Origin of the sequence: Rhodovibrio sodomensis (genome assembly GCF_016583645.1) — a bacterium.
GTDB classification, from domain to species: domain Bacteria; phylum Pseudomonadota; class Alphaproteobacteria; order Kiloniellales; family Rhodovibrionaceae; genus Rhodovibrio; species Rhodovibrio sodomensis.
This window is the reverse complement of record NZ_NRRL01000036.1, coordinates 23,018-40,766: the sequence shown is the minus strand read 5'-3', so window position 1 is coordinate 40,766 and position 17,749 is coordinate 23,018. Positions and strand designations below refer to the sequence as shown.

19 protein-coding genes are annotated in these 17,749 nt (G+C 65.4%); 14 read left to right on the top strand and 5 right to left on the bottom strand.

Translation table 11 applies throughout. The features are described from left to right. The 3 genes from CKO28_RS29135 to CKO28_RS13765 all read right to left on the bottom strand — a co-directional run. A partial coding sequence (locus CKO28_RS29135) for a methyl-accepting chemotaxis protein (protein WP_338050131.1) occupies positions 1–1,018 on the bottom strand: 1,018 nt, incomplete at its 3' end. Positions 1,019–1,214: 196 nt separating this feature from the next. Continuing rightward, complete coding sequence (locus CKO28_RS13770) at positions 1,215–1,568, bottom strand: hypothetical protein (protein ID WP_200341367.1); 354 nt, start codon at positions 1,566–1,568, stop codon at positions 1,215–1,217. Between the two features lie 374 nt (positions 1,569–1,942). Beyond that, entirely contained in the window at positions 1,943–2,365 is a 423-nt protein-coding gene (locus tag CKO28_RS13765) for a fasciclin domain-containing protein (protein WP_242480559.1), read from the bottom strand. A 501-nt stretch (positions 2,366–2,866) separates the two neighbouring features. Between CKO28_RS13765 and CKO28_RS13760 the strand changes: the two genes are divergently transcribed. Together CKO28_RS13760 and CKO28_RS13755 are read left to right on the top strand one after the other, a co-directional pair. Beyond that, on the top strand, positions 2,867–3,232 hold the full coding sequence (locus CKO28_RS13760) for a hypothetical protein (protein ID WP_200341365.1): 366 nt from the start codon (positions 2,867–2,869) through the stop codon (positions 3,230–3,232). A gap of 94 nt (positions 3,233–3,326) precedes the next feature. Continuing rightward, on the top strand, positions 3,327–3,920 hold the full coding sequence (locus tag CKO28_RS13755; RefSeq protein WP_200341364.1) for an ArdC-like ssDNA-binding domain-containing protein: 594 nt from the start codon (positions 3,327–3,329) through the stop codon (positions 3,918–3,920). A gap of 383 nt (positions 3,921–4,303) precedes the next feature. On the opposite strand, the gene CKO28_RS13745 is transcribed toward CKO28_RS13755, so the two are convergent. After that, positions 4,304–4,858, bottom strand: coding sequence for a hypothetical protein (locus CKO28_RS13745; RefSeq protein WP_200341363.1), 555 nt, complete (start codon positions 4,856–4,858; stop codon positions 4,304–4,306). Between the two features lie 111 nt (positions 4,859–4,969). Here CKO28_RS13745 and CKO28_RS13740 point away from each other — a divergent pair, with 111 nt between their 5' ends. After that, positions 4,970–6,172, top strand: coding sequence for a hypothetical protein (locus tag CKO28_RS13740; protein ID WP_207168824.1), 1,203 nt, complete (start codon positions 4,970–4,972; stop codon positions 6,170–6,172). Between the two features lie 9 nt (positions 6,173–6,181). On the opposite strand, the gene CKO28_RS13735 is transcribed toward CKO28_RS13740, so the two are convergent. Continuing rightward, positions 6,182–6,565: a hypothetical protein gene (locus tag CKO28_RS13735; protein ID WP_200341361.1), complete on the bottom strand. Its 384-nt coding sequence runs from the start codon at positions 6,563–6,565 to the stop codon at positions 6,182–6,184. Positions 6,566–6,829: 264 nt separating this feature from the next. Between CKO28_RS13735 and CKO28_RS13730 the strand changes: the two genes are divergently transcribed. The 11 genes from CKO28_RS13730 to CKO28_RS13680 all read left to right on the top strand — a co-directional run bounded on the left by CKO28_RS13730 (position 6,830) and on the right by CKO28_RS13680 (position 17,404). Then, positions 6,830–8,326, top strand: coding sequence for an AAA family ATPase (locus CKO28_RS13730; RefSeq protein ID WP_200341360.1), 1,497 nt, complete (start codon positions 6,830–6,832; stop codon positions 8,324–8,326). Next, a complete protein-coding gene (locus CKO28_RS13725; protein WP_200341359.1) occupies positions 8,316–8,993 on the top strand; it encodes a metallophosphoesterase family protein in 678 nt (225 codons plus the stop codon). Before CKO28_RS13730 ends, CKO28_RS13725 begins: the two co-directional genes overlap by 11 nt. A 119-nt stretch (positions 8,994–9,112) precedes the next feature. Further along, on the top strand, positions 9,113–9,556 hold the full coding sequence (locus tag CKO28_RS13720) for a hypothetical protein (protein ID WP_200341358.1): 444 nt from the start codon (positions 9,113–9,115) through the stop codon (positions 9,554–9,556). Between the two features lie 624 nt (positions 9,557–10,180). Further along, the gene (locus CKO28_RS13715; RefSeq protein ID WP_200341357.1) at positions 10,181–11,215 is read left to right on the top strand and encodes a replication protein RepA; all 1,035 of its coding nucleotides are present in this window, start codon (positions 10,181–10,183) and stop codon (positions 11,213–11,215) included. 127 nt (positions 11,216–11,342) lie between these two features. Then, positions 11,343–12,377 carry a helix-turn-helix domain-containing protein gene (locus tag CKO28_RS13710; RefSeq protein WP_200341356.1) on the top strand — a complete coding sequence of 345 codons (1,035 nt, stop codon included), beginning with the start codon at positions 11,343–11,345 and terminating at the stop codon, positions 12,375–12,377. Then, positions 12,322–12,753 carry a hypothetical protein gene (locus tag CKO28_RS13705; RefSeq protein ID WP_200341355.1) on the top strand — a complete coding sequence of 144 codons (432 nt, stop codon included), beginning with the start codon at positions 12,322–12,324 and terminating at the stop codon, positions 12,751–12,753. Before CKO28_RS13710 ends, CKO28_RS13705 begins: the two co-directional genes overlap by 56 nt. A gap of 71 nt (positions 12,754–12,824) precedes the next feature. Continuing rightward, positions 12,825–13,385 carry a hypothetical protein gene (locus CKO28_RS13700; RefSeq protein ID WP_200341354.1) on the top strand — a complete coding sequence of 187 codons (561 nt, stop codon included), beginning with the start codon at positions 12,825–12,827 and terminating at the stop codon, positions 13,383–13,385. 26 nt (positions 13,386–13,411) lie between these two features. After that, entirely contained in the window at positions 13,412–13,909 is a 498-nt protein-coding gene (locus tag CKO28_RS13695) for a thermonuclease family protein (RefSeq protein WP_200341353.1), read from the top strand. Between the two features lie 18 nt (positions 13,910–13,927). Beyond that, on the top strand, positions 13,928–14,305 hold the full coding sequence (locus CKO28_RS13690; RefSeq protein WP_200341352.1) for a hypothetical protein: 378 nt from the start codon (positions 13,928–13,930) through the stop codon (positions 14,303–14,305). A 112-nt stretch (positions 14,306–14,417) separates the two neighbouring features. Then, complete coding sequence (locus CKO28_RS13685; protein WP_200341351.1) at positions 14,418–16,889, top strand: hypothetical protein; 2,472 nt, start codon at positions 14,418–14,420, stop codon at positions 16,887–16,889. After that, positions 16,889–17,404 carry a metal-dependent hydrolase gene (locus CKO28_RS13680; protein ID WP_200341350.1) on the top strand — a complete coding sequence of 172 codons (516 nt, stop codon included), beginning with the start codon at positions 16,889–16,891 and terminating at the stop codon, positions 17,402–17,404. The genes CKO28_RS13685 and CKO28_RS13680 overlap by 1 nt, the downstream gene beginning before the upstream one ends. Positions 17,405–17,749 lie beyond the last annotated feature (345 nt).

Here is a 17,749-nt window from a genome sequence, read left to right as displayed (position 1 = left end):
GCTCGCTTTGCTGCTGGACGTCGGCGATCCGCTGGGAGATGTCGCTCGTTGCCCTCGACGTCTGGTTGGCGAGGTCCTTGACCTCGTTCGCGACGACCGCGAAGCCCTTCCCGGCATCGCCGGCCCGCGCGGCCTCGATGGTCGCGTTGAGAGCCAGCAGGTTGGTCTTCTCGGCGATATCGGAGATAATGTCGACCACCTCGCCGATCTTCTGGGTCGATTCCGAGAGTTCCGAGACGACCGCCTGCGTATCGTTGGCGCGCGACGACGCGTGACCGGCGACCTCGGTCGAGTGGGCGACCTGCCGCGAGATCTCCTGGATCGAGCTGGACAGCTCCTCAGCCGCCGACGACGCGGCCTGGACGTTGCCCGATGCCTGTTCCGCGGCCGCCGCAACGGTGGCGGCCTGCTGGTTCGTCTCCTCGGAGACCGACGCCATGCTTTGCGCCGTCGATTGCAGCTCCGTGCTCTCGGACGTCACCGTTTCAACAATGCCGCCAACGTTCGTTTCAAATCGATCGGCCAGATCCCGCATCGCCTGGCGCTTTTCCTCGGCGGCTTCGGCCTCGGCGCGTTCGCGGTCCTGGCGTGCCTGTTCGGTCTCCTGACGCGCACGCTCGGACGCTTCGACGGCCGTGTGCGCGCTTGCCAGGGCGCTGGCGAGCGTGGCCGACAGCCAGACGAGCGCGCCCGCCTCGACGACGACCACCCCCGCGTGCAGCACCACGCGCATGAGCGACGTGCCGTCAGGGAAGATCGCCGCTGGCAGGGCGAAATTGAGGCTCAAGTGGTGGAAGGCGATCGTCGCGGCACCGAGCAGGATGGCGCGCCAGTCGCACAGCACTGCCAGGATCGCGAGCATGGCGAAGAAATACATGTGCATGTCGATTTGCCAGGGATGACCGCGCAGCAGATAAACGAGCACCGCCGGCATGAAGGCAGCCCCGACGGCGAGCATGTAGCGGGTTCCGGGGCCGTCGCGGTCCCGCCACCAGGTGCCCGCGATCACCGCGACCACGACGACCGTCCCCAGGACGGGCAGAAAGAACGGGAGACCGCGTGCGAGTGCCACCGCGAGGAATAGCGGAATGTGCAGCGCGAAAGCGGCCAGCAGGCCGAGGATCGCTTTCCGGCGGATCGCGGCCAGGTCTGTCATGCGCGGGCTCTCCTGATCTTGCCCGGACGGGCGCTGGTTCATGTAAGCGGTCATCATGCTAACTCCGCCCGGCCTTGAGCGACCAAGCGGGCGGGCCGAAGCACCCGCCGACCGCTATCGGGTCGAGCAGCAACAGGGCGTTAGGTATGTGGAGATCGGCGATTCGGCGCACGCGCCCGAGGTCCGCCACTACGATGTTGGCCCAAGCGCCGTCGCGAACGGGCCGCGCGCCGACGGACGCGAGGGCGTCCACCGCCTGGGCAAAGGAGGTACCGGGCGGGAACACGACCGCGACCTTGCGGGTTTCCTGGGGTGCCTGGAGCGACAGCGCGGCCAGAAAGACGAAAGTCCCGAGCGCCAGGTAGATCGCAGGCCAGACACCGCCTCGCGATCTGGCCCCCTTCCACTGCATGCGCGCTACCTCACCCTTGGTTTCGGTGCCGAAGTTTAGGGACGAATGCGATTAAAAACCGGTGAAGAGGCTATGGCTGAAGGCCAGTGACATGTGCGCGGATGAGGGCGCAATCGGGCTCGTTGGAGCAATCCCAGACGATGGGTTACGTGCTCGCCGGGGGTCACCTGTCTCTAACGGGACCCTTTGCCCCCAGTTTTCGTTGATATTGGCCGCCCGCCGGGCAGGTGCCCGGTGCAATTAGGTTTGGAATGGGTTCGTCAAGACACAAACGGTTCGCCGGAAATTGGGGTGCTCGAAACTTGACCGGACTAAAAAAAGCCCCGTCGAATATATCGACGGGGCAAGCCTGCTTGGAAACGTTGTCGCTTACATCAGCTCTCGGGCGGCATTATCACCGTGTCGACCACATGAATAACGCCATTCGACGCCGAGACGTCCGCCGCGACGACGTTTGCGTTCCCGACCTCGACACCGCCGCCGGATGCGTCGATCCCAAGAGGTTTGCCGTTGACTGTATCGGCCTGGAGGGTTTTGCCCGCGATCGCGCTCGAGGGAACCTCTTCCGGGACCACGTGATAGGTGAGGATCGCCCGCAATTGATCGCGGTTTTCCGGCTTCAGAAGATTTTCGACCGTGCCTTCGGGCAGATTCGCGAATGCTTCATCGGTCGGCGCAAAAACCGTGAACGGGCCTTCGCCGCTGAGGGTTTCCGCCAGATCGGCTGCCTGGACAGCCTGTACGAGCGTCTCGAAACGATCATCGCCGGCAGCGATGTCGACCACCGACTTGTTCATTCCAGCAGTTGCTGTCCCAGACACGAGGACGAGGGAAGCGAGCGCTAAAACAATACGACGGAGCATGAGATAGCCTCCGATGGTTATGGCGCGTGCCCGCTGACTTGAACTGGCTCGTTCCTACGCCGTGCCGATGCCGACACAAAAAATTAACATCGATGCCGGAGAGGCCGACACGACGTTGTTGCGTGCGATGGTTCGTTGTACCGACGCCGCGGAGTACAGCACGTGTATTCCGGTTCTGGACATTCCTGCCGACCGTTCGTCAGACCCACGCGGCAGCTCATACATTCAATTCCATACGAACAAGGGCGATTTCTACGCGCACTTCCCGCAGTGGATTTCGGGTCAAGCCAGATTTTTGCCCCGATATACCTCCGTTTTATTGTTAACCATAACGGGCTAACCGCCCGTGAGCGCGGATCACCTTGTGGACGCGAGCATTTTGAGCCGATTTGTCGTTTCTATGGTGTCGAAAACTTACCCCGACAGGAGCACACCATGGGACAGGTCATTCAGATCGACTTCGCCGCGCGGCGGAACGTTGCTACCTCCGAGAGCCCGGCTCAGCTCTACGAGGCCGCAGCCGCAGTCACGTCCGAGACTGTCGGCGAGCCCGGCGGAACCGCTCGACGCGTACCCGAACTCAAGCCCGTCAACGCCGCGCCTGTGGACGGTAGCGATCGCGATCCCGGTACGGGGTCGCGTGCCGCCGGGACGGAACCGCGGAACCTCCTCGAAGCCTGCGAGCGCATGCGTGCGGAAACGTTAGCCCTCAAGAACTCGATCGACGACCTAAAGCGGGCCACCGCGGATCTGCAGCGGTTGCCGGCGCTGGCCCGCGAGCTTTGCGAGGCGGCGGTCTAACCGCCTTGCCCACCGGTGCGACCAGGACGGGTCGCTATGCCATTCAGGAGGACGGTCACCATGTCGAACCGCTCATCGCGCCTCACGCGCTGCCATGGCCCAGGGCTTCGCCGCCCCCATCTGGATGACCTTCTGCCAGGCCAAGGAGATGGGCGCCCATGTCCGCAAGGGCGAGAAAGGCAGCCTCGTCGTCTACGCCAACACCCTGACCCGGACCGAGACGGACGAGCAGAGCGGCGAGGACGTCGAGCGTGAGATCCCGTTTATGAAGGGCTACACCGTCTTAAACGTCGAGCAGATCGAGGGATTGTCCGCGCATTTCACCGCGCCGGCCGAGCCCCGGCTTGACCCGGTCGACCGGATCGAGGCCGCCGAGACCTTCGTCGCCGCCACCGGCGCCGCGATCGAGCACGGCGGCAACATGGCCTGCTACAGCGTCACCCTGGACCGGGTCCGCATGCCGCATTTCGAGACCTTCTGGGATGCGGAGAGCTACTATGCCACCCTTGCGCACGTACATTGGGCAAAAGCCCGGGCATGGGGCAGGCCGGGGGTCCGACGCCGTCCAATCAGCAGTTGTCGATGCATTGGTGCGCGCCCGGCTCAGGTCGGCGCCCGGGCTCGGATGAGGACGGGCAGCGGGGGGACGTCCGGGGCATCCGGGATCGCGAGCCGGTCGCCGAGGTAATCCCAGAACGACACACCCAGCTTGTCGCAGGTGGTCATCAGCCCTCAGTCCGCCTGCAATAGGGCCGGACGGCACTGTTTACATCGGGTCCTACGACAACAAAGTCTACGCGTTGAACACGGCGATCGACGGTCCTGCCGATTCAGCTTGGCCGATGTTCGGCCAGAACTCGCAGCGGACCGTGCGGGCACCGATAATCGGTGAGCAGTAAGCAGCCCATGGCAGAGTGATGGTGACACGATCAGGAGAAAGAAAAAGCACCACTTTAAAAGCGGTTATGGGACATGTAACACTCTTCAGCAAAACCACCGGTGTAAACCGAGAGGCTCATCTCGTCGATTCATCTCGTTTACGGCTTTCAAACGCCCGGTCAAGCTAACGGTTCAGACAACTGATATTCCTTTGCTTTCGAGTTGGTCGGCGAGGCAATCGACGATCGCGTCGAGCTTGAAATGGATGACGCTTTCGGAGCGGAGAGACTCAGAGAGCTTCTCGACCGCAACCTCGTCGGCGTCTTCACCGCTCTCTGTAAGCAGTTCCGCGGCTCGCTCTTCCTCGTAGTCCCCGGGTTCAGCGAGAACCCAATCGCAAATACCCGAGACCGCGACCGGAGCTCCAGTCCTGGAAGGCGGCCGCATCAAGATCGTGGGTCCGAACTCCGGATCGTCGTGTTCCTTTTCGACGGCCACGCCATACCCCATTCCCCAAGCCTCCGAGGTCACGGCTTCGACGTTGGCCGGAGTCGTCGCCACGAACTCCCGCAGCCCGACGGTCAGGCTGCCTTCGTTCCCGAGGTAGACTTCGACGGCATGGATCGAGCCGTCCGTACCCGAAATGGGGTCTGCCCCGGTCTTCCATCGGCACAACCTCTCGCCGCGGAGCACCTCCGCAACCTTGCTTTCGAGAGTACCTCGGCGAACTGCGTATCTCTTGGGCATCGAAATCCATCCCTGGGGCGGCAGGCCCACTGACTCCATTGAAGATCATTATAGCACATCGCATCCAAATGTGCCATGATAACTCGTGTATTTTATATCTGGCAGGCGACCATGGCGAAAGTGACGCGCACATATGTCGGGCCGCGCGACGACCGCCGACCCGTGGACAAAGGCATCGGAAAGAGTCTGGCCGACGCCGCGTGGGGCCTCCCTCCCGGGCAGACGACCAACTGCCGCACTACCGAGAACAAGCTGGCGCTCAACGGCAAGCACCGCGTCTTCGTAGGCGACGCGCCCTCATGCACCGGGTACAGCGGCGCGGCCAACCAAACGTGCTTCAAACTCACCGGATATCGAGCGCTCGCGGTTATCCCCTCCGAGAAAGGAGTGAAAGCTCCGCTGTCCCCCAAGCGCACCGGACCAGCCGTGTGTTCGCCGACCGCTCGACATGCGGAGGGCGCGCTCGCATCCGCGGACATAGGCACCCAGATCGCCAAGAACCCAGACACGCAAGTTTGGGTCGGCTGGGGAGACTGGCTCAGGCACAACGAAGGCGCGGTCGGAGACGACGAGGCGATCGAGCAGGCCCGCGAAGAAGGCCGGGTCACGTGGGGCAGGGGCACCGCCGACACCTTCGTGGCGGCCGACGAAGGCGTCTATTGCAAGCTCTCCCGGCTTGAAGGGATCGTGCAAGCCATGGCCCAGAAAGAGCGCGAGGGCCATGAACTCCGCGGCCTCGCGAACCCTCTAGGGGAAGGCGTCAGCGAAGTGACGGGCACCCGACCGGCCCCAATGCCGGAACCCGGAGGAGAGAGGGGTTACGATCCCGTCCTGCCATCCGTTCGCCCTCGAGACCGAGGTAGTGTCGCCGGAAACCGGGCGATCGAGAACCTGTTCGGCGCTACCGACGACGACCAAAGCTTCCACATCCTGGTGGAGCGATCCCCCGGAGGAGGCGGGCCCACACCTTTCGAGGTCGACGTCTCCGACGAAGGCTGGCCCCGTGAATTGGGCGAAGAACTCGAAAGCCACGGCTTCGACGAAGACCAGACGAACGCAGTCGTCAACGCGACCCGAGTCGGCCTGGATCCGGATCGTCGTCCGCCCGAGCGAGGCACGGGACGGCGCGACAACCCGTTGAAAGTGGACCCGGTCGGGCCACCCACCGCTCCGTCTCGCGGCACAGGGACAAGTGCGCCCGAACGCCAACCGCGCACGCGCGAAAAGCCCGACCCGGAAAAAGCGGTGGGCGGCAGGAAGTCCCCGGAGCGGTCGGGCGGCAAGCCCAGGACCCGCTCCGGGCTGGACATCTGACGTACCGGCTTACCGCGCGCACTCGGCGCGGTCGCACCGCCGCGTGAAGCCGACGCTCGCCTTTTCGGACGCCGGGCCTCCGCACGCCATGCACGTCGCTTCGGCGTCGTCCTCGTGGAGGTCGACCAGGGTTTCCAAGGCGTCGTCTTTCGAGAGGTCGTACGTACCTTGCACGTTCAGCCTCAGGGAGCCGTACTTCTCTTTGGCGTCCACCACGACGCGCGGGAAAGGGCTGCTGGTGACGGGCAGGACGTCGTTCACGCTCTCGACGAAGTTCGACACGACCGTGAGCCATCCGGACGGAACGGACAGGTCCCGGACTTCGATGTGGCGGTGGCGGCCGCGGAGTTCCCGTTGACGGCTCTCGGCGGTCTTGGCGCTGCTGTCGCTCATGGCGCGCTCCCTCTTTTGACGGTATCGATAAGCCTTCCGCGTTCAAGCGGACGGTATTCGACCGTTTGCTGAGGCCTTAACGGCTTGGTCGCGGCTGAGACTGAACGGCATGTCGCCTCGCGGGGCGTCTGACTTCAAGTTTTCAGCGTAATTTATATATCCCGCGCTCCCTGTCAAGCGTTCATTCCCGTTGACATCCGGCTCGGCTTGAATATAAAGGAAGTCCGGCTCAAGCAGCCATTTCAGTCAGTCGAGAGGCAACCCATGGAAGTCGACCGGGAGATGTCCGCGCGTGCCGCCGAGCGGCACGACGTCACCAAGACCAGAGGCGCGGCCCGTCTCGTCCTCCAAACCGGCCAGCAACCGCCCGAGGACGTCATTTGCGGGCGCGCGCCGCACATCGAGACCCTCTTCACCGCAATCCGTACGCTGCTCCGCGCGCGCCTGGCCGAAGACGAGCTGCACGACGCGGGCTTCACGCCGATCGTTCACGCGAGCTCTTTCGCTGAAGCGAACGCGTCGGAGTTCTTTCGGCTGTCGCGCTTCGACACGGGCGCGGCGTGGAAGGCCGGCGTGAACACCGATGTCTTCGCGTTCGTGTGGTCGCGCGGCCGCAACGAAGAGGCCCGCAAGTACGCGGCGGACCGCATTTCTCGCCGCGTCCGCAAACTGGCTCGGAACCCGGGCAGGACGCAGCGCAACGACAACGAGTTGGCTTCGCTTCTGGCGAACCTCGTGCATTGCGCCGACCTTGACGCGGCCGCCGATCCCAACTCCTCGCGGCCCGCGAGCGCGCTCCATCCGGAAGCCTACGAAGAGGGCATTCGCGCGGCTTTCGCGGGCGCTCCCCGCGCCGCGGAAAATCCGGCCCCGCAGTCCTGCGCGATCGTCCTGCGCGGGCTGGACCCCTCGTCCCATTCCAAGGACTCGAAAGCGGTCGCCGAACGCTTCGAGCCTCTCGCGTCCCGGGTCCCCCTCGCCCGACCCAAAGACGGGTGGGGGAGCCGTCTGCGCTCGGAGTTCCCGTGGATGACCGGCGCCATCGACGCGATCGAAGCCGACGCCGCGCTCTTCGAGCGTTACGGCGCCGGCCACTTCCGCTTCCGGCCCATTCTCCTCGTCGGCCCGCCGGGCACAGGAAAGTCGCGCTTCGCCCGTCGCCTCGGCGAACTCGCGGGCGTTCCTTCCCGTCGCCTCAACGCCGGCGGAGCGTCCGACGACAAGGTGCTGCGTGCCACTTCCAAGGGCTACGCTTCGACGCATCCGTGGCGCCCGCTCGAAACGATCCTACAGCACCGGATCGCCAACCCTGTCGTGTTCGTCGACGAGATCGACAAGACGGCGACCGGCCGACACAACGGCAACGTCCTCGACGCGCTCATGGACGTGCTGGAGCCCGAGAACGCCAGCCGCATCCACGACGACTGCCTCGATTGCGAGGCCGACCTGAGCCATTGCTCGTGGATCCTGGCGGCGAACGACGAGTCGGGCCTTCCGGCCGCCTTCCTGTCGCGGGTGCGGGTCGTGCGTTGCGAACCCCCTTCAGACGAACACGTCCCCTCGATCGTCGAGGGCGCCATCGCCGACCTGGCGCGCGAGGTGGGGGCCAAGCGAAGCGACCTTCCGACCCCCTCGGAACTCGACGTCGAGCGGCTTCGCCGCGCGTTCGCCGCCAAGCGGTCCCTGCGCGATCTCGTGCGCGCCACGGAGGCGTTCGTTCGCCGCGCCCCCGCGACGTCGGAGGTTCGCCATGACCGTTAACGTCCTGTTTTACGGCGACCCGCACGGCGAATGGCGGCCGTTGTTCCGCGCTTGCGAGATCGAAGCCCCGGACGCCGTCGTACTGATGGGCGACATGGATCTCGACGAGCCGCTGTCCGACAAGGTCCGCCCTCTCACGGACGCGGGCGTCGCCGTGCATTGGATCGCGGGCAATCACGACGGCGACCGCACCGAGTGGCATGACAGGCTTTTCCACGGCGGCCTCGAAGGCGGCAACCTGAACGCCCGCGTCGCCGATCTCGGCGGCGTGCGCGTGGCGGGCCTCGGCGGCGTCTTCCGTTCGAAAATCTGGCACCCGCTCGACGGCGACGGCACGGTGAGGTTCGCCACCCGAGCCGAATACCTGGCGATCCAGAAGCCGCAGGCGCGTTGGCGCGGCGGGATGCCGCTAAAGCAGCGGGTCTCGATCTTCTACGAAGATTTCGACGCCCTCGCGGGCAAGCGCGCGGACGTCCTGGTGACGCACGAGGCGCCGAGTTGCCATCCGTACGGGATGGGCGAATTCGACGACCTGGCGCGTTCCCTGGGGGCGTCCCTGATTGTCCACGGCCATCACCACCGCCCCTACGAGGATCGCCTGCCCTGCGGGATCGAAGTTCTCGGCACCGGACTCGCGACCGCGCATCGACGTCGGTTCGGCGACTGAGACTCGCCGGGCTTGCACTACAGGTCGGCTTTTGCCAGCCTGGAGCCGTTTCGCGTATGAAGTAACGTCCACGCCACCCCTGACGACGCTTAGCGGCGTCGCGAGTGACGGAAAGAGGTATGAAGTCAAACCACGCTATGGTCGCCTGGGGGCTGCTCGCGGATATCCGCGGCGTTAGCGACCAGATCGGCGACAGCCTTTTCCGAAAACCCGACAAGGGCAGTCCGACGACGCGTCTGGACGCGCTCCTTCGGCTCGACGACCTGTCGGGTCGGCTTGCCGTCGCCGCGCGACGGCTCCCGCTGGTGTCGGGGGGCATCCTCTTCGAGGTCTCCCACCGGGCCGACGCCACGATCATCGAAGCGGCCCGCCCTTTGTCCCGCCGGGACGTACCCGAGGCGGACCGCGCGAAAGCCGTCGATTTGCTGGAGGGGCTGGAGGGCCACATCGTTCGCGCAGCCCTGAACCTCGCCGTGAACGAGGCCCTGTTCAGCCAAACGCCGACGCGCTCCGACGCAAGGCGATGGCTGGCGTCGGCTTCCGTGGCGAGACGGGCGGCATGATCGCGGTTCCGTAACCCGTACCCCCATCTCTGGCGGCCCTCGGGTGAGGGGCGACGGTTCTCGGAAATCCCGGTTTCTGCCGGCAGACAGGCCAAACGCCCCTTCCGAAAGTCCGACCCCATCGGGGGTTTCGGGGCAAACCCGTCATGCTCAGCTTCCGAAAGTCCGACCCCCTTTCCGCAATCTGTACCCGTTCGCCTGGAAGAACAGGACATGTTGTGGTGTTCTGGGCGCGGACATACCAGGGCTCGTCTTCAGAGGGGGCAAGGGGTGCATGTTTCGGAAGCCTTCATATGCCCGCGAAGGTCCGGAAACTGCCGTTTCCGCCGACGCGGGCCGAGAACCGCTCCGGAGCCGCGGTTCCGATCCGGAGTCGGCACAGAACCGGCCGCCAGAGCGCGCCCGACGATGGCGGTCCCGTCCGAGTCGGCGTCCCCAGGGTACAGGTTTCGGAAGGCGCCGAGCGCCGCGAACCCGCGCGGGGGTACAGGTTTCGGAAGCCCTGGGTCGGACTTTCGGAAGCCAAAACGCAAGAGGGTCGGACTTTCGGAAAACGTCGACCTTTTTGGCGCCTGTCAGAGCCCCGTATAGTCAGGGGAGCACACAATGCCATTGGACGGAGACATGACCGTGTCGGATTTCAGGGCTTCGCATCTGGGCGCGGGCCAATACGAACTGCCTATCGACCCCGCGCGCGACGACTCCGACATCTCCTTTCTTCACAAGTCTTTCTGCATTGCCGGATTGGCGCTGCGTAAGCCCAAGAACGACCAGACCGTATGGCGCAGGTACGACGACCGCTTCGCGCTGACGGTCCAGCCGTCCAACTTTACCCTACCGGGCGGCGCGGAAGTCACCATCGGCGTGCCTTACGGCCCCAAGGCGCGCCTGTTGGCCATCTGGCTCGCCACCGAAGTACACAATCCCCGGCGGCGGGAAGGCGACACTTGGATCGAGATCGGACACGCGCCCAGTTGGCTCCGCAGCATCGGCATCCAGCCCCGGACCGGGCAGGCGGGCAACACGAACATCACGAAAGACCAGCTCGTCCGGCTGACTTTCTCAGAGTTCACGATGGTCCTGAAGCACTCGGACCAGGAACTCTTCAAGCGAGACAACCTCATCGACGCCGCCGTCTTCGGGGCAGGGCAGATCGAGGCGTACCGCAAGGGCAATCTCGGCCAGATGGACTGGCCAGCGGGCATTCAGCTCACGCAAGCGGCGTACGAGCGGATGCGCCGGCATTCCGTGCCCATCCCGAGCGCCCGCCTTCACTCGATCGCGCACAGCGCCATGGCGATCGACATCTTCGTGTACCTCTCCTACACGCTGCCGCAGATCAGCCCCGGCGAAAGCCAACTGGTGCGCTGGCGCGACCTGATCGCTCAGTTCGGCAGCAACGAGAGTCCGTCGAAGTTCGTCGAGACGTTCGAGACGTCCATTCGCCAAGCCTTGCAGGCTTACCGCGAGGCCGACGTCGAGTTGACCGAAGAAGGGCTCCAGATGCGCTACTCGGACCCCGCCGTGTTGCGCAAGCCTTTCGTCGCCGTGGGCGGCAGCGCCGTTTCGGCCAGGTCGCCGAAGGGCGAGGTCGGGCTTTCGAAACGGCGGCGGCAGACGATCGCCAAAAGGATCGAGAGGGACATGCCAGAGGGTTGAAACGAGTGAGGCCCGTAGCCGCCGCGAACGGCTACGGGCCTCTTTCAGACTTCACAAGATGAGAGGCGTAAGCTCCCAACCGCACCCCTGAGCTTACGCTTCCTCGGATATCGGGCGCAAGCCGATCGTGCCGGAAAACGCCGATTTTCCGCGACAGGGTCGGTATGCCCTCAAGGAGGAAGCTTTGAGGTCATTCACCGGACGGTTCGGGATCGTGCCAGCCGCTTGGCTGGAACACCCGGACATCGGCCTCGGCGAGATTTCCGTGCTGACGTCGCTCAGCACCTTCGCCGACCAAGACGGTTGGTGCCATCCGTCACAAGGCCGGATCGCGAAACAGCTCGACCGGTCGCGGCAATGGGTCAACGGGATCCTCGCCAAGCTCGTGAAGATTGGCCTGGTCGAGAAGCATCGCCGCTTCTCCGCCAGCGGCGCGGAACTGTCCGCTATCTACCGCATCCGCTACGACGCGGGCCTCCCCGACCAGCCTGCGGCTCCCGATCCGAACACGGACAGCCCCCCTGTCAGCCAGTCGACACCCCCTGTCAGCGGGCTGACACCCCCTGTCAGCGGGCTGACACCCCCTGTCGACATGTCGACGCCCCCTGTCAGCCCACCTGACACTAACAATACCACTAGAACAGAATCTCTCTCGGGCGGACGCGCGCGGGGCGGTTCAAAAATCGAAGGGAAAGGGGGAGACGAGAAAACCGTACCCCCTGAAGACTGGCGACCTTCGGATGACGACATCGCCTGGATACAGCAGCGGCACCCGGACATCGATCCGCACGCTTTCGCCGAGCAGTTCGCTCTCTCGTGCCAAGCCAACGGCTATCGCTACCGCAACCACTCGGCTGCCTACAGGCACTGGGTCATCGAGCACGCGGGTCGCGTGGACCGAGAAGACAAACGGCGAGGCGGCGCGGACAGGAACGCCCCCGGCCACGGCTCCAAGGAAGGGATCGGCAATGACGGACACAACGGCAACGCACAGCGACGTGGCGGTGGCGGCAGAAAGTCGGACGCCGACCGCGTACAGCGAAACGCAGAGCGAGCAAGCGCAGTGCTTGATCGCCTCCACGGCCGATCCCAGGAGCCTCCGGTCGATGATCCGGCTTCGGCTCAGCGACGGGCTGGAAGCGGCGGTGAGAGAAGAGCTTGAAGCCATCCAGCGCGACAACGCGCCGGCGTCTTACGAACAGATACTGGAAAGCCTGCAACTGATGGCCGAGCGGAAGGGGGTCGATCTCCCCTCCGAGAAGGCCCTGGAGATGGACCTCCGGGTGCTCCATACCCTTCCGGCGGACCTGTTCAAGCGCGCGTTCGTGATCGTGTGGGCCGAGCACAAGTGGCCGCGGATGCCGGAGGTGGGCGACTTCGTCGCCGCCGTGCGCGACGAACTGGCCGAGCGCCGCACGAAACGACGCCGAGCGGAGGGGGTCTTGAAGGCGATCGAGGAGGTCCGCTCGGAGCCGCCCCCGGGCCCTCCGCCCACAGCCGAGCAATGGTCGCGACTGCGGGCCGCTTTGGGGGTCTGAAGGCAGAAATTGATTGTTCACTCTAATTGTGATACCATACTTCACATGCAGTGCGTCGAAAGAGACAGGCAATGACATCGAGAACCCCGGGACATATCGCCTCCTACGTCGGTGGCCATCTGTTCGTGTGCGCCACCCTTCCGACAGCCGCCGCGACGTACGCCTGGGCGATGGCCACGGTCGACGCCCTGGGTCGCGTTCCTGACGGGTCGGCGCGCTTGGCCGTGACGGTGTTGCTCCCGACCTTCATCCTGCTGGGCGTGCTATGGGCCTTCGGCGCGATCCCTCACGTTTTCAGGTGGCTGGCCGCTTCCGCGATCAGCGGCGCGCTCTTCGTCGCGGGTTCCGCGGCTCCGGATTGGCTCTGGACATCCGACGCGATCGCGGCGTCCGGCGCGCTCGGCTTCGCGGTGGCCGTTTTCGCCGGAACGATCGCGCGGCCGTTCGCCGGAGGTCTCGAAGCCGACGCCATCGACCCGAAGCGGGGCGTCTCGTTCGTCTGGGGGCTGTTTCTCGCGTCGTATCTCGTCGGAGCCGCGACCCTCGACGCCCATCTTGCCGCTGCCTTGCTCGGCGCGTCGGCCCTCGGCCACGCGATCGGGCGCGCTTTCGCACGCAGAGCATCCGCTTGACCTTTCAGTCCGTTGGAGTGACCGACATGACCTTCAGAACCCTGTTCGCCGCCGCGCTCGTGGCGTTTTCGGCCTCGATGGCCTCCGCCCAGGAGGTCTACCGCGGCGACGCCGAAGTCATCGACGGCGACACGCTCGAAGTTTCGGGCGAGCGCATCCGCCTTCACGGGATCGACGCGCCCGAAAGCGACCAGCCCTGCTATCACAAGGGCGAGGCACGCATGTGCGGCCGCAACGCGACCCAGGCCGTCCGCAGCTACCTCCGCGGCAAGCAGGTCGCCTGCCGAGCGCACGACCGGGACCGCTACGGGCGCGTGATCGCCACGTGCTATGTCTTCGAGAACGGTTCGATGCGCGACTTGAACGCCGCGATCGTGGAGTCGGGCTTCGCTTTCGCGTATCGTAGATATTCGAGAGAGTACGTCGAAGAGGAAGATGTCGCGCGTTCGAAGCGGCGTGGAGTATGGAAGGGGCGGACCCTCTATCCCTGGGAGTACCGCCGAGGCGAGAGGTTGGCTCAGTGAGGTGAGGCGATGGGAGACGTGATCGATCTCGAACGCGAGAGGGCCAAGCGGAAGGGCAGTGCCATGAACGACGTCACGAAGGTGGAACCGCGGCGCGTGAGCCGCGAGTGGCGCGTCTACGACCTCTGGCTCGAAGAGTCGGGCGGTCTGTACGCCCTGAGAGCGAGCGTCGGATGGACCGGGATGGTGACCGGGAAGGCCGCGCACGTCTTGGCGGAGTTCAGCGACGGAACACGCGACCTGCGTACCAGCCCGATCCCTTATGCCCGTGCCGTGGCTCGGCTGAACGCCGTAGAACGCAGCTTCCTTCTCGTCGATGACCCGGACCCGGTCGAGCGCGAACTCGCCGGACACGAGAGCGTCGAGGCTTTCAACCGGGCAGTTGACGTCGACTGACGATCCGTCCTTCGCCTCAGACACATCCGATCTTGCCTGGACAAAACGACTGTGTCGTGTAGGATACATATCCAGAACGACGACATGCAGTCTGTGGTGAGGCGAAATGGCTATGTCCGAAGCCGCTCAGCGGCGTATGGCCCGGAAGCAGTTCGAGGCCCAAGAGGAAGCCCGCAGGAAAAACCAGCGCGCCAGGATGCAGCGCGAGGCCCAGGCTCGCGCCAAGAGGATGCCGCAGGCCCGAAAAGCTGCCCTGGGCGCAATGCAGCAGGTCCAGGGCGCGCGCGTCCTGGAAACGGAAGCTCAGCTCGGGACCAAGGGCGGCGACCTCGTCACCGCTCAGCAGAAGCTCGGGGTCGGGCGCAACGAAGCCGCCCAAAAGGCTTTCAACGCCGCGACCAAGGCCAACCTGTCCAACCGGATCGGCACCGCGCTCCGCGGCATCGGCCGTCGGGAGCCCGCGTCGCGCAGCCGAGACGACATCAATCGTCCCGGCCCCACGGATGGTCAGCTCAAAAATCCAAACGGCAAGCCGATCACCAACTGGAACTTCGGCCCAAAGCACTCGATGCAGGCCACGGAGCAGCGTGACCGCAAGTTTTTCGAGCGCCAGCAAATGCTTCAGGAAAAGGCGCTGGCGCACTCCAACACCGAAAAAGGTAGGGGCTTCTCGAAAAAGGCCGAAATCGAGGCCAACGCGTACAAGAGCCAGGTTTTCCACGACGCGGCGCGGACGTTGGAGCACGGCAAGGACGGCCCGTTCCGGCAAACGAACATCGACTCCTTCAAACAGCACGCCCGCGACTTCGGCAAGAAGGCCCGTGACGGCGAAGCCGCGTTCAACCGCAACAACGACATGTCCCCGTCCGCTCGCCCGCAACCGAAGGTGTCCCGCGAGAACTCCGAGTTCGGCAGAGGCATGGCGCCGAAGCTCGACTGGGACGGGACGGAACCCCAGGCAGACGTTTCGGCGCGGATGCGCGGGCTGAAATCCGCCATGGATAAAGACCTCAACCGCTTCGGCCCCGACGTGGCGGAACGACTCGGTTTGCAGCAGCAAATCGAAGCGACGGCGTACGTCGGGGCACGGGCGAACCGCCTGGCGGAGAGCGAGTACGGTCAAAACGGTCGAACGCCCGAATGGCAAGCCCATCGAGCCGAAGCGTTCTCGGCGCACGAGCAACTCAGCGGCCTCGCCAAGCAATGGAACCAGGAAGCCTTCGAGAAGCCCCATCGCAACGGCGGCGTTCTCATCGACGCGGGGAAAATGTCCGGCGAAGATCCTCGCGGTCAGGGCGATATCTCGATCGAGGGCGCGAACGGGTCCGTCAACAACAAGGTCGCTGGGCTTCAGCAGGACGCAAAAGACCCGATCAAGGCACGTGGGTTGGCGCCCAAACAGCCGGAGAAAACACCGGAGATGGCGGTCGCCGGTTCGATGGAAGCTTCCGCTCCGTCTCCGGCTCCCGACAAGGCGCCGGGGGCGTCGGCGCCCGGCCTCACGCCGCCTGGCATGAAGTCGCCTGGCGGCGGACGTCCGTTCCAAGGCAACCAAGAAGCGGAAGCTGCGCGCTTGCTGAGCAACATGGACTCCCATGTGAACCCGTTCAAACAGAAGGCCGCCCCCGACAAGACCCCGAACGCGCCCGCGCCCGGCCTCACGCCTCCGGGCATTAAGGCGCCCGGCGGCGGACGTCCGTTCCAGGGCACCCAAGAAGCGGAAGCCCCGCGTTTGCTGAGCAACATGGACTCGCACGTGAACCCGTTCAAACAGAAGGCGTCCGCGCCCAAGATGCCGGATTACTCCGCGCAACAGGGGTCTCTGGCTTCCCCGCGGCTCCCCGGACTGGATAAGGGCGGACAGAAAGCCATCCCCTCCGGCGTCGACAACCCGCGAAGCCGGGGCACGGGGTCGGTGAACCTCCCCGGTCCCGCCAAGACGCCGACACCGACGAAAAATCGCGCCCCAGAGCGCAGCGGCGGCAAAGCGGCGCCGGCTCCCCAGGCCAATCGCGGGAAGGGCTCTCCCGATCGAGGGGCGCCCAGCGCCGGATCGACGCCGCAAAAGGGGGCGCAGAAGGCGCCTCAGAAAACCCCTGACCGCCAGCCGTCTCAAGGGGGCGGAAAGCCCTCTCTCGGCCAGCGCCTGGGCAGCGCACTCGGCATCGGGAAGGGCGGACAAGACCGGCAACCCGCCCCTCAGCGCGGCCAATCCGGCGGGGACAAGTCTCCCGGCAAGTCCGCTCAGCCGCAGCCGCAGGGGCAGGGCGCCGCGACCGGCAAGAAGATGCCTTCCCGATCCGGCAAGGGGCGCTCCGCCGGCGGTTCGGTGTCGCCTCCGACGAGTCCGAAGAAGAGCGCGAACAAGGGGCGCGGACAGGAGCGGTCGCCGTCCAAGGGCCGCGACGCCGGCGCCGGGAACGGCAAGAAAGACCGCTCGGCCGGGAGCCGCGGTAACTCGGCCGGCGGTTCCGCCCCCAAGCGCGAAGGCGGAGGGTCCGCCAACTCCCAAGCGAAGAAGGCGCCGAGCCGCAACGGCGGCGGGCAAAGCAAAGGGAAGAAGCGCGGCCAGGACATCTCCTGATGATGTGGCACACCCACATCGCCGTCGGCGGCGCGGTCGGCGGGGCGCTCGCTCAAGCCGGAGCGATCCCCGTCGACCCCCTCACCCTGTCCGCCCTGGCGGTCGGGAGCCTGCTACCCGACGTCGACGAACCCCGAAGCTACGCCGGATCGCGCGTGCCGATCCTTTCGTGGCCGTTGAAGGCGATCTTCGGCCATCGAGGCGTCACTCACTCCGCGGCCTGCCTTGCGGCCTTGTCCGCGTCGGCGTTCGCTTTTCTGCCGTGGGAGTGGGCGACAGCGTTCGCGGCGGCGTACGCCGGCCATCTGGCGGCCGACGCGGTGAGCGGCGGCGTGCCGTTCTTGTGGCCCTCAGACGCGCGCCAAGGCGTCGCTTTGGTGTCGACGGGCGGTTTCGCGGAGAAGCTCTTGGTTTTTCCGCTCTGCGTGGCGGCGTCCCTGACCCTCGTCGGAGGCGACCCCATCCATCTCGCGCGGGGCGCGGCCATTGAAGTCGGAAGGGCGCTGGGCGCTTAGGAGGTCGGAGTGAAGAAGGAAAATCTGCCGGACGTCGTCCGATCCGCCGTGGAGGCCGCCGAAAGCGAGGGCGGGGACTCTTCCGACCGGATCCGGATGACCGTGCTTCGCCCGAGGCCGAGGCGGCAGGCGCGCCGAAACGACGGCCTGTCCGCCATGAAGAAGGGCAGTTCGGAAGACGTCGAATGGGTCCGCCCCTGGGCCACCAAGAAGTTCTGGACAGGCGAGGACGGCGTCGTTCGCAAGACCGAGTTCTCCCAAGGCCGCTGGTATGACGCTTTCGAAGTCGAATACCCGCATTCCGTCGAAGCGCTCAGCGCGTTCCTCGATCGCCTTCAGGAAGAC